The 12,898-nt window shown below is 67.5% G+C and carries 11 protein-coding genes; 2 read left to right on the top strand and 9 right to left on the bottom strand.

What is annotated here, in order from left to right; all coding sequences use genetic code 11:
- Window positions 1-60: 60 nt before the first annotated feature.
- Genes lipA through AC5P8F_RS04970 form a run of 3 tightly spaced genes read right to left on the bottom strand, consistent with a single transcriptional unit; the run spans window position 61 to window position 2,066 of the window.
- Window positions 61-1,071, bottom strand: coding sequence for a lipoyl synthase (gene lipA / locus AC5P8F_RS04980; RefSeq protein WP_032960206.1), 1,011 nt, complete (start codon window positions 1,069-1,071; stop codon window positions 61-63).
- A gap of 18 nt (window positions 1,072-1,089) precedes the next feature.
- Window positions 1,090-1,800 carry a lipoyl(octanoyl) transferase LipB gene (lipB, locus tag AC5P8F_RS04975; RefSeq protein WP_014648440.1) on the bottom strand — a complete coding sequence of 237 codons (711 nt, stop codon included), beginning with the start codon at window positions 1,798-1,800 and terminating at the stop codon, window positions 1,090-1,092.
- Entirely contained in the window at window positions 1,788-2,066 is a 279-nt protein-coding gene (locus AC5P8F_RS04970) for a YbeD family protein (RefSeq protein ID WP_005411067.1), read from the bottom strand. The genes lipB and AC5P8F_RS04970 overlap by 13 nt, the downstream gene beginning before the upstream one ends.
- Before the next feature lie 352 nt (window positions 2,067-2,418).
- Between AC5P8F_RS04970 and AC5P8F_RS04965 the strand changes: the two genes are divergently transcribed.
- On the top strand, window positions 2,419-3,477 hold the full coding sequence (locus AC5P8F_RS04965; protein WP_197621827.1) for a lipid A deacylase LpxR family protein: 1,059 nt from the start codon (window positions 2,419-2,421) through the stop codon (window positions 3,475-3,477).
- A 295-nt stretch (window positions 3,478-3,772) separates the two neighbouring features.
- Here the strand turns inward: AC5P8F_RS04965 and AC5P8F_RS04960 are convergent, their stop codons facing one another.
- The 3 genes from AC5P8F_RS04960 to mltB all read right to left on the bottom strand — a co-directional run bounded on the left by AC5P8F_RS04960 (window position 3,773) and on the right by mltB (window position 7,504).
- Window positions 3,773-4,993, bottom strand: a complete 1,221-nt coding sequence (locus AC5P8F_RS04960; protein WP_495227661.1) for a D-alanyl-D-alanine carboxypeptidase family protein — start codon at window positions 4,991-4,993, stop codon at window positions 3,773-3,775.
- A gap of 100 nt (window positions 4,994-5,093) precedes the next feature.
- Window positions 5,094-6,362: a septal ring lytic transglycosylase RlpA family protein gene (locus AC5P8F_RS04955; RefSeq protein WP_014648444.1), complete on the bottom strand. Its 1,269-nt coding sequence runs from the start codon at window positions 6,360-6,362 to the stop codon at window positions 5,094-5,096.
- Entirely contained in the window at window positions 6,359-7,504 is a 1,146-nt protein-coding gene (gene mltB / locus AC5P8F_RS04950; RefSeq protein WP_032957863.1) for a lytic murein transglycosylase B, read from the bottom strand. Before mltB ends, AC5P8F_RS04955 begins: the two co-directional genes overlap by 4 nt.
- Before the next feature lie 45 nt (window positions 7,505-7,549).
- Between mltB and AC5P8F_RS04945 the strand changes: the two genes are divergently transcribed.
- A complete protein-coding gene (locus AC5P8F_RS04945; RefSeq protein ID WP_414615787.1) occupies window positions 7,550-7,870 on the top strand; it encodes a DUF8588 domain-containing protein in 321 nt (106 codons plus the stop codon).
- A 624-nt stretch (window positions 7,871-8,494) separates the two neighbouring features.
- On the opposite strand, the gene rodA (AC5P8F_RS04940) is transcribed toward AC5P8F_RS04945, so the two are convergent.
- The 3 genes from rodA (AC5P8F_RS04940) to mrdA all read right to left on the bottom strand — a co-directional run bounded on the left by rodA (AC5P8F_RS04940) (window position 8,495) and on the right by mrdA (window position 12,897).
- Window positions 8,495-9,589 carry a rod shape-determining protein RodA gene (rodA, locus tag AC5P8F_RS04940; RefSeq protein WP_197605685.1) on the bottom strand — a complete coding sequence of 365 codons (1,095 nt, stop codon included), beginning with the start codon at window positions 9,587-9,589 and terminating at the stop codon, window positions 8,495-8,497.
- A 123-nt stretch (window positions 9,590-9,712) separates the two neighbouring features.
- Entirely contained in the window at window positions 9,713-10,825 is a 1,113-nt protein-coding gene (rodA, locus tag AC5P8F_RS04935; RefSeq protein WP_014648447.1) for a rod shape-determining protein RodA, read from the bottom strand.
- Window positions 10,822-12,897, bottom strand: coding sequence for a penicillin-binding protein 2 (gene mrdA / locus AC5P8F_RS04930; RefSeq protein WP_075076653.1), 2,076 nt, complete (start codon window positions 12,895-12,897; stop codon window positions 10,822-10,824). The genes rodA (AC5P8F_RS04935) and mrdA overlap by 4 nt, the downstream gene beginning before the upstream one ends.
- Window position 12,898: the final 1 nt, after the last annotated feature.

The following is a 12,898-nucleotide window of genomic DNA, read 5'->3' as shown; positions in this document are numbered from 1 at the left end:
CGAGCATGGGCTCGGCTCTGCGGCAGGCAGAGGTATGCGGACCAACGGTCCGCACCCACCTCAAGAGATGCCGGCGCCCTTGGCCTGCACGTCAGCGTGGTACGACGAGCGCACCATCGGGCCGGACGCCACGTGGCTGAAGCCCAGCGCGTAGCCGTAGTCTTCCAACGCCTTGTAGTCCTCGGGGGTCCAGTACTTCAGTACCGGGTGGTGATGCGCGGTCGGCTGCAGGTACTGGCCGATGGTGATCATGTCCACATCGTGCGCGCGCAGGTCGCGCATCGTGGCCTTGATCTGTTCGAAGTCTTCGCCCAGGCCCAGCATGATGCCGCTCTTGGTCGGCACGTCCGGGTGCTGTGCCTTGAAGTTCTTCAGCAGGTTCAGCGACCACTGGTAGTCCGCACCCGGGCGCACGTTGCGGTACAGGTCCGGCACGGTCTCGATGTTGTGGTTGAACACATCCGGCGGGTTCTGCGCCAGGATCTCCAGCGCGCGCTCCATGCGGCCCTTGCCACGGAAGTCCGGGGTCAGCACTTCGATGCGGGTACCCGGCGACTTTTCGCGGATGGCGGTGATGCAGTCGACGAAGTGCTGGGCACCGCCGTCACGCAGGTCATCGCGGTCGACGCTGGTCACCACCACGTACTTCAGGCCCATGTCGGCCACGGTCTGGCCGAGGCTGGCCGGTTCGTTGGCATCCGGCGGCTTCGGGCGGCCATGGGCCACGTCGCAGAACGAGCAGCGGCGGGTGCAGACCTCGCCGAGGATCATGAAGGTGGCGGTGCCATGGCCGAAGCATTCGTGGATGTTCGGGCAGCTGGCTTCCTCGCACACCGTCACCAGGCGGTTCTCGCGCAGCTTGGCCTTCAGGTTCTGCACGGCGTTGCCCGAGGGAATACGCACGCGGATCCACGACGGCTTGCGCAGCACCGGCGCATCGGCGAACTGCACCGGCGAACGGTTGATCTTGTCACCGCCCAGCTGCTTGACCCCGGCCTGCAACGGCGCGGCGGACGGAGAGTCGCCCTGCACGATCTGCAGGGGAATGGAACGGGCGGTGGTTTCAGTCATGGCAGTTCCGGGGGGCGGTCAGGCGGCCGCAGAAAGATCGGGCAGTTCCGGCGTGTGCTGCAGCAGCAGGCCGAACTGGCGGGCCAGGTGGTCCAGCAGCACCGGCTTGACGGCATCCAGCCCGGAGGGGCCGCCCAAGTCTACCACCGAGGTCACCTGCAACCCCTGATAGCCACAGGGGTTGATGCGGTGGAAGGGTTCCAGGTCCATGGCCACGTTGAAGGCCAGGCCATGGAAGGTGCAGCCGCGGCGCACGCGGATGCCAAGCGCAGCGATCTTGGCGCCACCGACGTAGACGCCCGGGGCGCCCTCGCGGCGTTCGGCGCCGATGTTCCACTCGGCCAGGGTATCGATGAGGGCCTGCTCGATGCGGCACACGTAGTCGCGCACACCGATGCCCAGCCGCGGCAGGCGCAACAGCGGGTAGACCACGATCTGGCCGGGCCCGTGATAGGTCACCTGGCCGCCACGGTCCACGTGCAGCACGGGGATGTCACCCGGCGCCAGCACGTGCTCATCCTTGCCGGCCTGGCCCAGGGTGAACACCGGATCGTGCTCGACTACCCACAGTTCGTCGGCGTCGGCGTCGCTGCGCTGGTCGGTGAAGCGCTGCATGGCGCGCCACACCGGCTCGTACGCTTGGCGGCCGAGGTCGCGGACCACCGCCGGACGCGGCGCGCGGTCTTCCGGGGCGGCTTCGGCCGGGCAGCTGTCGGCTACAGCGTCCACTTCACTTCCGGGTGGTCGCGCAGTGCCTGGTGCGCCAGGTCGTACTGCTCGCGGCTCTCGGCCTTGAACACGATGCGGACGGACACGTACTTGCCGTTGGACGAATGCTTCCAGCTGATGCGTTCGTTCACCACATCGATGCCGGCAGCCAGCAGCAGACGGGGAAGCTCATGCTCCAGGCCGCGGTTGGCCGGGCCCATGGCGCTGAGCTCGAACTGGCCGGGGAACTGGAAGCCGTGGTCGGGGTTGTCGGACTTGATTTCCATGGCCCCATTATCGGGCCGCAGGGCAACAAACCCAAGAGTATTCATCAACGTCAAAGACAGCACTGGCGGCCTGCTGCGTTGCAGCTGGCCCAAAAGCGCGGGCGGAGAGCCCAACGGCAGCTGACTGGTTCTTTCGGCCCCTCACTGACCGGGGCATCGTGCGCGCGGCCTGCAGTCGCCTTCACGCCAGGCCTGCGGCGCGTGCGCGGGTAACGAATTGTGTCCGCCGGACAATGTTGTTTTCGGAACAGACAAGTGATCCCAACGTGCTCGTTCCGGCGCGCGGGCACGAGTACCGTAGCGTTGCAGAAAACGACAGAAAACCGCCCCCTTCCCCATGAGCATTCCATCCATGCGTAGTGTCGCAGCCCTCGGGCTGGCCGGCGTGCTGGCCTCTGCCCTCCCCCTTGCCGCCCAGGCGGCCGAACAATGTGGCCCGGACGCGATGCGCGATCACCCGCCGCAGGTCAATTTCCGCGTCGACAACGACCTGTTCGGCGGCCGCCACCAGGACCAGGGCTATACCAACGGTGCGCTGTTGACCCTGGTCTCGCCCAATCTGGTCGATTACACCGACGACCCGTGCCTTCCGCGCATGGCGCGCTGGGTGAACCAGTACCTGGAAGGCCTGCATCCGGGCAGGTTCGAACAGCAGAACATGATCTTCAGCATCGGCCAGGGCATCTTCACCCCGACCGATTTCAGCCGCAGGGACCTGATCGAGGACGACCGCCCTTACGCGGGCGTACTGATCGCAAATTTCGGTTTCAATGCGCGCAGCGGCGACCGCCTGCAGACCACCCAGCTGACGTTGGGCGTAGTTGGCCCGTGGGCACAGGGCAAGCAGGTGCAGAATGCCGTGCACGAAGTGCTGGGCGACGAGAAATTCAAGGGCTGGGACAACCAGCTGCACAACGAGCCGCTGTTCATGCTGACCCATGAGCGCATGCGCCGCTGGCCGGGTGATGCCAGCATCAATGCCGACGGCTGGGGTTGGGACGCGATCAGCCACTACGGCGGCTCGATCGGCAACCTGGAAACCAAGGCCAACCTCGGCGGTGAAGTGCGCTTCGGCTGGAAGCTGCCGGACGACTTCGGCAGCACGCCGTTGCGCCCGGCCGGTGAGAACACGGCACCGACCCGCAGCGGCCGTCCCAATGGCTGGTCCTGGCACCTGTTCGCGACCTCGGACGCGGCCTGGGTGATCCGCGACATCACGCTGGATGGCAACACGTTCCGCAACAGTCACAGCGTGGACAAGCGCCATGTGGTGGCCTACGGTGGCTATGGCGTGGCCGTGATGTACGGACGCTGGAAGTTCGCCGCTGCGCGTTACCACAGCACGCGAGAGTTCAACGGCCAGCGCCAATCGCCGGTGTTCGGCAGCTTCACCATCAGCCGCTCGCTGTAGGCGAGGGGCTGAGGGTGAAGCGGGTAGGTGCCGACCGTTGGTCGGCACACCGGTTACCGCATCGCTCGCTGCAAGTCAGGCGCTGCAGGTGGTGCCGGCCGCTGGCCGGATGCCGGCAGTTCCGGATGAGTTGCTGGGGAGCCGGCCAGCGGCCGGCACGACCCGCATCTGGGTGGGCTCATGCGGAGCCGGCCAGCGGCCGGCTCTACCCCCCCGCGTGCGGGGGGAAGCGGCCTTCCGAAACAGAAAAGGCCGGCATTTGCCGGCCTTTTCGTTCACCACGCAAAGGCGTGGATCATTCCGATTCCCACCACATCCAGAAGCTGTCCCACAGGCGCTTGAAGAAGCCGGCCTGCTCGACGGCGGCCACGGCCACCAGCGGTGCCTCGGCGATGACCTTGCCATCCAGCGTGACCTTCACGGTGCCGATCTGCTGGCCGGCAGTGAACGGTGCTTCCAGGGTCTTGGGCACGTCGATGCTCGGCTTCAGGTCGTTGTAGCGGCCGCGCGGCACGCTCACCAGCATCGGCTGGGCCACGCCCAGCTGTACCTTGTCGGTGGTGCCCTTCCAGACCTTGTGCTCGGCCACGGCCTTGCCCGGCTCGTACAGGCGATGGGTCTCGAAGAAGCGGAAGCCCCAGTTCAGCAGGGCCAGGCTGTCGTCGGCACGCTGCTTCTCCGACGCACCACCCAGCACTACGGAGATCAGGCGCTGGTCGCCACGCTGGGCCGAGCTCATCAGGCAGTAGCCGGCTTCGGACGTGTGGCCGGTCTTGATGCCATCCACGCTGCCATCGCGCCACAGCAGCAGGTTGCGGTTCGGCTGCTTGATGTTGCCGACCTGGAATTCCTTGATCTTGTTATACGCGTAGGTTTCCGGGTAATCACGCACCATCGCGCGGCCCAGCAGCGCCAGGTCGTAGGCGGTGCTGTGGTGGCCCTGTGCGGTCAGGCCGTGGGCGTTGACGAAGTGCGAGTCCTTCATGCCGATCTTGGCGGCGTAGCTGTTCATCAGCGACGCAAAGGCCTCTTCGCTGCCGGCCACATGCTCGGCCAGGGCGATCGCGGCGTCATTGCCGGACTGGATCGCCATGCCCTTTTCCATGTCTTCCAGGCGTGCGGTCTGGTTGACCGGGAAGCCGCTGTAGCTGCCGTCGGTACCGGCGCCACCTTCGCGCCAGGCGCGCTCGCTCATCATCACCTGGTCATCTGCACGGACCTTGCCGTTCTTGACCTCGGCGGCAACGACGTACGACGTCATCACCTTGGTGATGCTGGCCGGGGCCAGCTGCTCGTGGATGTTCTCGCCGGCCAGCACCTGGCCGGTGGCGTAGTCCATCAGGACCCAGGCCTTGGACACGCTCGGGGCCGGGGCCGGCGGGGTCGCGACGGTGGCCGGGGCGGCAGCGGCGGCGGCAGGCGCCGGCGTGGCCGGGGTCGGCAGCGGCGTCTGGGCGGAAGCCAGGCCCACCACCAGGGTGGCGGCCAGGGCGGTGGCGGCGGAACGGAAATTCATTGGACAGCAGGCTCCAGGGGACGGCCGGGAATGGAGGGTGGAACGTAACGGCCATTGTAAGGCCGGGGGAGCCTGGGCCGGCAGCACCGGCCCGGGCGGATCAATCCTTGACGATCTGCGGCGAACCCAGGCCCAGACCGGCGATGCGGCCGGCAAGTTCCGCGGCACTGGCATGGTCGGTGGCAGGAACGCGCAGACGGAACAGGGTGCGGCCACCGGCGGCGATGTCGCTGATGGTCGCGCCGACGATGCCGGCAGCGTTGAGCTGGCCCATCGCACGGTTGGCGTTGTCGCGACTGGAGAAGCTGGCGACCTGCACCATCACCGCGCCCACCACCTGCTGCGACAGGCTGGGTGCCGCCGGCGTGGCGGCGACGGTGCGCACGGGTGCCGGCGCGACGGCGCGCGGCGCGGCGCTGGCGACTGCAACCGGCGCCGGTGCGGTGCTGCGCAGCGGTGCACTCGGCGGCAGGCTGCTGACCGCCACCTCCGGCACGGTGCTGGCCACGCCCTGGGTGGTGGCCGGCTGGCCGCGTGCCGGCATGCCATCGGCCGGCAGGCGCTTGACCAGGCGATCGATATCGCTGTCGGCAGTGGCGCGCGCGGTCGCTGCCGGGCGTGCACTGGCCACCGCAGCTGCCGCTTCGGCGGCACGACGCTCGCGGCGGGACGGCTTCTGCGCCAGCAGGTTGCTCTCGCCCGGCTGCAGCGCGCGCACTTCCACGTTGCCGGTACCGCGCTGGGTGATGCCCAGGCGCACGGCGGCGGCATAACTGAGATCGACCACGCGACCATCGTGGAACGGGCCGCGGTCGTTGACGCGCACGATCACCGACTCGCCATTGTCGAGGTTGGTCACGCGGGCGAAGCTGGGCAGCGGCAGCGTCTTGTGCGCGGCGGTGAACTGGTACATGTCGTAGACCTCGCGGTTGGAGGTCAGGCGGCCATGGAACTTGGCGCCGTAGTACGACGCGGTACCGCGCTCGACATAGTCGTGGGTATCGTCGAGCACCTTGTACGACTTCCCCAGCACCACGTACGGCGACTTGTTGCCGATCGCCGAGCGCTCCTCGGCGGTCACTTCCGGCTCGGGAATGCAGGCCACGTTGGGAATGTAATCCGGCGTGCTGTCACGCACGCCCGGCTTGTACAGGCCACCGGCAGTGTAGTTGCCGCGCGTGCTCAGGTCTTCCTTGGCCGCCGCGTACGGTGACCCTTCCGGGCAGTGTGCCGGGCGCGAGCCACGCCCCTGCACCAGCGTGCCGCCGGACTTGCCACCATGGCCGGCCGTGGCCGGCTTCTTCGGCGCGCTGCTGCAGGCAGCCAGCGCGAGGACGATCAAGCCTGGGACCAGCCATCTGATGTTCATGCCGGGGGCAGCTCCTGTCCGGCGATGGCCTGGGACAACTGGAACACGGCCATCGCGTACATCTTCGAGAGGTTGTAGCGGGTGATCGCGTAGTAGTTCTGGAAGCCCAGCCAGTACTGCTTGCCGGTGCTGCCTTCAAGCGTGATCGGCGTGGCGGTGGCGCCCGGCTGCACCGGCGCGCCCGGCTGGTAGCCGCGCTGCGCCAGGTCGGCCATCGTCCAGGTCGGCATCCATTCGGTCGGGTTGAACTCCTCGCGGCCCGGCGCCAGCGTGGCCGGCACGGCCACCTGCCCGCCACGCACCCAGCCGCCCTTCTTCACGAAGTAGTTGGCGATGGACGAGAACACGTCGTCGTAGCTGGTGAACAGGTCGCGGCGGCCATCACCGTTTCCGTCCACGGCGTAGTCGAGATAGCTGGACGGCATGAACTGGCCCATGCCCATCGCACCGGCATAACTGCCCTTGAGCGTGGTGATATCCAGTTTCTCTTCGTGGCCCAACTCGAACAGCTTGGCCAGCTCATCGCGGAAGAACAGCTCGCGGCGCACTTCGCGTTCCAGCTTGGCCGGGTCGCCGCTGCGCGGGTAATAGAACGCCAGCGTGTACAGCGCATCGAGCACGCGATGGCTGCCAGCATTCCTGCCGTAGCTGGTTTCCACACCGATGATCGCGACGATCACTTCGGCCGGCACGCCGGTGCGCTGCTGCACGCGATCCAGTTCGGCGCGGTGTTCGGCCAGGAACGCGCGGCCGCCATCGATGCGCGCCTTGCTGATGAACATCGGCCGGTACTCATTCCACGGCTTGACCCGTTCGGCCGGGCGCGACATCGCGGCGATGATCGGCTGGCGCACCTGCGCCTGGTCGAGCACGCTGCTGATCTGCTCCGGCTTCAGGCCATAGCGCTTGGCGGTATCGGCAATGAAGCGGGCCCGTGCGACCTCGAACGGCACCGGGGTGAGATCGACAGGCGCCGCGGTGGCGGCGGTGGCTTCAGGCGCGGCCTCGGCCGGGCCATGGGCCTTGGCGGCGGGCTGGCGCGGCGTACTGCTGGCCTGGGGCGAAGACGGTGGGGACTTCGGCTGGGTCGCGCAGGCGACCAGGCCGAGGGTGAGCATGCAGGCCAGAGTGCGTCGAATCATCGTCGCAGGTTAGCAGGTCATGGATGAATTAAAACCCCTAACACCATGAATCACAACGATTTGCCTGCGACCAGCGGGAAATGTGAAGGCACCGTGATCGCCCTTCCCCATTCAGATGGAGGTTGCCGGTTGCGTCCCCATCCCCGCAGACGCAACCGGCGACCGGATCCGGTCGGTACCTGCGCGGCTGCCGCTCCCCAGTGGCAGTACCCCGCGCTCCCTGTACCCGTTGGATCAGTACTGCTTCCCGCCCGACGCCCCCTCGCGCTGCAACGATTGACGGCGCGCCGTGCCGAACGGGCCGCCATTGTGCAGGCCGATTACGACAAGTCCATTGATCAAGATCAACGCGGTGTAAAAGTGTGAACCAGCTAACGTTTTTTGCGGACTTTCGTCAGCGGGCGTGCTGTCGTGCATCGGTGTGAGAACGCTTACACAACGGGCGTTGCGCAGTCAGGAAGTTTCCAGCCAATGGCGCAGCCCCTCGTGGGTGGCCGCGAAAAGCAGTTCATGGGTGGGGCCGGGTAGACGGGCTGCGCAGGGGCCGCTGCAAGTACGTCCATGTAAGCTCGGTCGCCGCATCCATGCGGCTCACGCCCCTGCGCAGCCCGTCTACCCGGCCACGGACAGGTTCCGTGCGCGTCTACCCACGGCGAAGTAAAGAGAAGATCAAAAGCAAAGGCGGCCTGACGGGTCGCTTCATTGCCGTGTGTAGAGCCGAGCCATGCTCGGCTCACGAGCAAGCGCAGCGTCGCGATCGGCTTTTGATCTTCTTTTTCTTCTCCGTGGGTGGCAGACCTCCGAAATCTGTCAGAAGCCGGTCGGGTTGGGTACGCGGGGGTGTCAGCCGCATGGATGCGGCTGCCAAGCCTCCAGGGACGGATTCACGGCGTCCCCCGCGTACCCAACCCGACCGGCCCACCCGCGGCTTCTGCTTTCCGCAGCCACCCAGACACCACCCACGAGGGGCTGCGCCGTTGGCTGGAAACCCTATCCCCCGTGCACGGGCCGGTGCCCGCGTACCGCCATCACCAACCCGATGCCGGCCAACAGCGAAACCGCCGATGTCCCGCCGTAGCTGATCAGCGGCATCGGAATGCCCACCACCGGCAGCAGGCCGGAAATCATTCCGCCGTTCACCAGCACGTAGACGAAGAACGCCAGCCCCAGGCTGCCGGCCAGCAACCGTGCATGCGTGTCGCGCGCGTGCACGGCAGTCCACAGGCAACGCCCGACCACGAACAGGTACAGCGCGAACAGCGTCGCCACGCCGATCCAGCCGAACTCTTCGGCCAGCACCGAAAACGCGAAGTCGGTGGTGTATTCGGGGAGGAAATCCAGCGTGGCCTGGGTGCCCTGCCCCCAGCCGCGTCCCTGCCATCCCCCGGAGCCGATCGCGATGCGTGACTGCAGGATGTTCCAGCCGGTGCCCAGGGGGTCGGCCGCCGGGTCGAGGAAGGTCAACACACGATCCTTCTGGTACTGACGCAGCAGACCGAACCACGCCAGCGGCGCGGCCACTGCCAGCCCCGCCGCGCCGGTCGCCACCCAGCCCCAGTGCAGGCCCGCCAGCAACAACGCGAACACGCCGCTGGCGGTGACCAGCGTGGCGGTGCCGAGGTTGGGCTGCATCAGGATCAACACCGCCGGCGCGCCGATCAGCACCGCGGCGGTCAGTACCGTGCGCGGCGACGGCGGCAGCGGTTGCCGGTGCAGGTACCAGGCCATCATCAACGGCAGGCTGAGCTTGAGCAGCTCCGACGGTTGCAGGTAGAACACGCCGAGGTTGAGCCAGCGCTGCCCATATTTGCCGGTGCCGATCACATACACCGCCATCAGCGGCAGCATCGACAGCGCGTACAACGCTGGTGTCCACGCGCGCAGGCGCAGCAGCGAAACACGTGACAGCAGCCACATCGCCAGCAGTCCACCCGCAAAGCGCGCCGCCTGCCCGGCCACCGGCCCGGACACACTGTGCAGCACCGCCAGGCCCGCGCCCATCAGGATCAGCAATGCGACCAGCAACGGCAGATCGATCGTGCGCACTGCCTCACGGCAGCCGCCAAACAGTCGTTTCCATTCCACGCGCAGCACGCTAGCAACGGGCGCTTGCGTGAAGCTGTCAGGGTGCTTCTGATCTCCGTAGCCGGGCTGTGGGGTCAGATCCCTTTTCCCTGTGGAAAAAGGGATCTGACCCCGACGCCGTACTCAGCCGTAGCCGCCGTGCACCGGGTTGTGACTGCGCACCGCCATCACCAATCCGAAGCCGGCCAGCAGTGACACCGCCGAGGTACCGCCGTAGCTGATCAGCGGCATCGGCACGCCCACCACCGGCAGCAGGCCGGAAATCATCCCGCCGTTCACCAGCACATAGACGAAGAACGCCAGGCCGGTGGCGCCGGCCAGCAGGCGCGAATACGAATCGCGCGACTGGCTGGCGATCCACAGGCAGCGCCCGATCACCACCAGGTACAGCGCCAGCACGGTGGCCACGCCGATCCAGCCGAACTCCTCGCTCAGCACCGAGAACGCGAAGTCGGTGGTCTGTTCGGGAATGAAGTTCAGGTGCGACTGCGAGCCCTCGCCCCAGCCCTTGCCATCGAAGCCGCCGGAACCGATCGCGATCTTCGACTGGATGATGTTCCACCCGGCCCCCAGCGCATCCATCTCCGGGTCCAGGAACATCATGATGCGGTCCTTCTGGTACGGCCGCAGCAACCAGAACCAGGCCACCGGCGCGACCGCGGCCACGCCACCCACGCCCAGGCCGACCCACCACCACGGCAGGCCGGCCAACAACAGCACGAACACGCCACTGGCAGCGATCAGCACACCAGTACCGAAGTCCGGCTGCAGCATCACCAGGCCGGTGGGCACGCCGATGATGACCAGGGCCACGAGCACGGTGTTGAAGCGCGGCGGCAGCGGCATCTTGTGCAGGTACCAGGCCACCATCATCGGCAGGCTGACCTTCAGCAGCTCGGCCGGCTGCAGGTAGAAGAACTTCAGGTCCAGCCACTGCCGGCCGTACTTGCCGGTGCCCAGCACGAACACCGCCAGCAACGGGATCATCGAGATCGCGTAGATCATCGGCGTAGCCGAGCGGATGCGCAGGATCGGCACCCGCGAGATGCCCCACAGCGCGGCCATGCCCACGGCGAAGCGCGCGCCCTGGGCCATCACCAGGCTGTCGCCACCGGCGCTCTTCAGGGTGGCCAGGCCGATCACCATCAGCGTCCCCAGGGCCAGGCACAGCACCCAGTCCAGCGTGCTGAAGAAGCGGCGCAGCATGTCGCCGGCCCAGCGCAGGAACACTCTCATCGTACGGGCTCCGCGACGGTCGGGCGTGGCGTGGCGGGCAACACGGCGGCGGCCGGCGTCGCCGGCTGCGGTGCGGGTACAGGTTCCGGCGCCGGCACGCCGACCAGCACCGGATGTTCACCCAGCTGCGCCGCGGCGAGGTCGCCAGCCTGGCGCGCGCCGGCATCTTCGTTGTCGAACGCGGTGGCGCCGATGGCGGTGGTGCCGCGCTCGCTGTCCAGTGGCTGCATGCCTTCGGGCATCTTGCCCAGCAGGTAGGCGTCGAACACCTTGCGTGCGATCGGCGCGGCCGCCGAACCACCATAGCCGCCGCCTTCCACGGCCACCGCGATCGCGATCACCGGGTTTTCCACCGGTGCGAAGCCGACGAACAGCGCGCGATGGCGCAGGTGCATCGGCAGGCTCTTCGGATTCACTGCCGCCGTGCCCTTTCGGCTGATGACCTGCGCGGTACCGGTCTTGCCGGCCATCACGTACGGCGCACCCACCGCCACGCGCCAGCCGCTGCCGCCGGGCCGCATGGTCGCCATCATGCCCTCGCGCACGGCCTGCACGTTGGCGGGGTTGGGGCTGACCGGCTTGCTCTCGCCAGCCGGCATCGCCGACCAGTCGCTGTCGAAACCCTCGCGCTGCTGGATCACCAGGTGCGGGGTGCGCAGCTGGCCATCGGCCAGACCGCTGACGCCGCGCGCCAGCTGCAGCGGGGTGACCTTCCAGTCACCCTGGCCGATGCTGATGTTGACCGTATCACCGGGGTACCAGGCTTCCTTGCGGCTCTTCCGCTTGTAGGCCGGCGACGGCAGGATGCCGCCGATCTCGCCGGTGAGGTCGATGCCGGTCGGCTGGCCGAAGCCGTAGTACTCCATGTAATGGTCGAAGCGCTCGATGCCCAGGTCCAGCGCCAGCTTGTAGTAGTAGGTGTTGACCGATTCGGCGATGGACTTGCGCAGGTCGGTCCAGCCATGGCCGCCACGGTGGGCGTCACCCCAGCCGCGGGAAGTGCCCGGCAGATAGAACATGCCGGTGGACAGCACCTTGTCTTCCGGGCGTCGAACGCCCGAATCCAGGCCGGCCAGGCCGATCAGCGGCTTCAGCGTGGAACCGGGGGCGACGCCACCGAGCACCAGGCGGTTGAACTGCGGCCGCGACGGGTTTTCGTTCAGCGCCTTGAAGTCGGCATGCGAGATGCCGTTGACGAACAGGTTGGGGTCGTAGGACGGCAGGCTGACCATCGCCAGCACTTCGCCGGTGCGCGGGTCCATCGCCACCGCCGAGCCTTCCTGGTCGCCGAAGGCGGCCACCATGGCGCGCTGCAGGTCGGCGTCGATCGACAGCCGCAGGTCGGCGCCGGACTGCGCGGCGACGCGGCCGATGGTGCGGATCGCGCGCCCCTGCACGTTGGTCTCGACCTGCTCGTAGCCGACCTTGCCGCGCAGCTGCTGCTCGTAGTAACGCTCCAGGCCGGACTTGCCGATGTGGGTCAGCGCGGCATTGCCTTCGCCGAGGATCTCCAGATCCTTGTCATCAACGCGGCCAACGTAGCCGATGATGTGCGCGAACAGATCGCCGTAGGGGTAGCGGCGGGTCAGGTAGGGCTCCAGCTCGACGCCGGGGAAGCGCCAGCGGTCGACCGCGAAGCGCGCCATCTCCTCGTCGCTCATGCGCAGCTTCAGCGTGACCGGCAGGAACTTGCGGCGCGCCTTGCGCGACTTGTTGAACGCTTCCAGCTCTTCCGGGCTGATGTTGATGATCTTCGCCAGCCCTTCCAGGGTGGCGTCCATGTCCTTGACCTTGTCCGGGGTCACGTCCAGGCGGAAGGCCGGCACGTTCTCGGCCAGCAGGCGGCCATTGCGGTCGTAGATCATGCCGCGCCCGGGCACCACCGGCCGCGGCTTGATGCGGTTGGCTTCCGAGCGCGTGGCATAGACGTCGTGGTCCAGCACCTGCAGCTTGAAGTACCAGCCGCCCAGGCCCAGCAGGCAGACCAGCACGCCCAGGAAGCCCAGCGCCGCGCGGCGGCGGAACTGTTCGGCTTCGGCGTGCGGGTTCTTGACCTGGCGGCGCGGGATCATG

This window comes from Stenotrophomonas sp. YJH_SMC_69 (assembly GCF_059370495.1).
This window is presented reverse-complemented; position numbering and strand designations above follow the sequence as displayed.

Excerpts from the sequence above, each read along its gene's own strand:
- AC5P8F_RS04960 (WP_495227661.1), bottom strand. The coding sequence starts at position 4,993 with ATGAATTTCCGTTCCGCCGCCACCGCCCTGGCCGCCACCCTGGTGGTG.
- AC5P8F_RS04965 (WP_197621827.1), top strand. The coding sequence starts at position 2,419 with ATGCGTAGTGTCGCAGCCCTCGGGCTGGCCGGCGTGCTGGCCTCTGCC.
- AC5P8F_RS04945 (WP_414615787.1), top strand. The coding sequence starts at position 7,550 with ATGAATCACAACGATTTGCCTGCGACCAGCGGGAAATGTGAAGGCACC.
- AC5P8F_RS04970 (WP_005411067.1), bottom strand. The coding sequence starts at position 2,066 with ATGGAAATCAAGTCCGACAACCCCGACCACGGCTTCCAGTTCCCCGGC.
- mrdA (WP_075076653.1), bottom strand. The coding sequence starts at position 12,897 with ATGATCCCGCGCCGCCAGGTCAAGAACCCGCACGCCGAAGCCGAACAG.
- AC5P8F_RS04955 (WP_014648444.1), bottom strand. The coding sequence starts at position 6,362 with ATGAACATCAGATGGCTGGTCCCAGGCTTGATCGTCCTCGCGCTGGCT.
- lipA (WP_032960206.1), bottom strand. The coding sequence starts at position 1,071 with ATGACTGAAACCACCGCCCGTTCCATTCCCCTGCAGATCGTGCAGGGC.
- mltB (WP_032957863.1), bottom strand. The coding sequence starts at position 7,504 with ATGATTCGACGCACTCTGGCCTGCATGCTCACCCTCGGCCTGGTCGCC.
- rodA (WP_014648447.1), bottom strand. The coding sequence starts at position 10,825 with ATGAGAGTGTTCCTGCGCTGGGCCGGCGACATGCTGCGCCGCTTCTTC.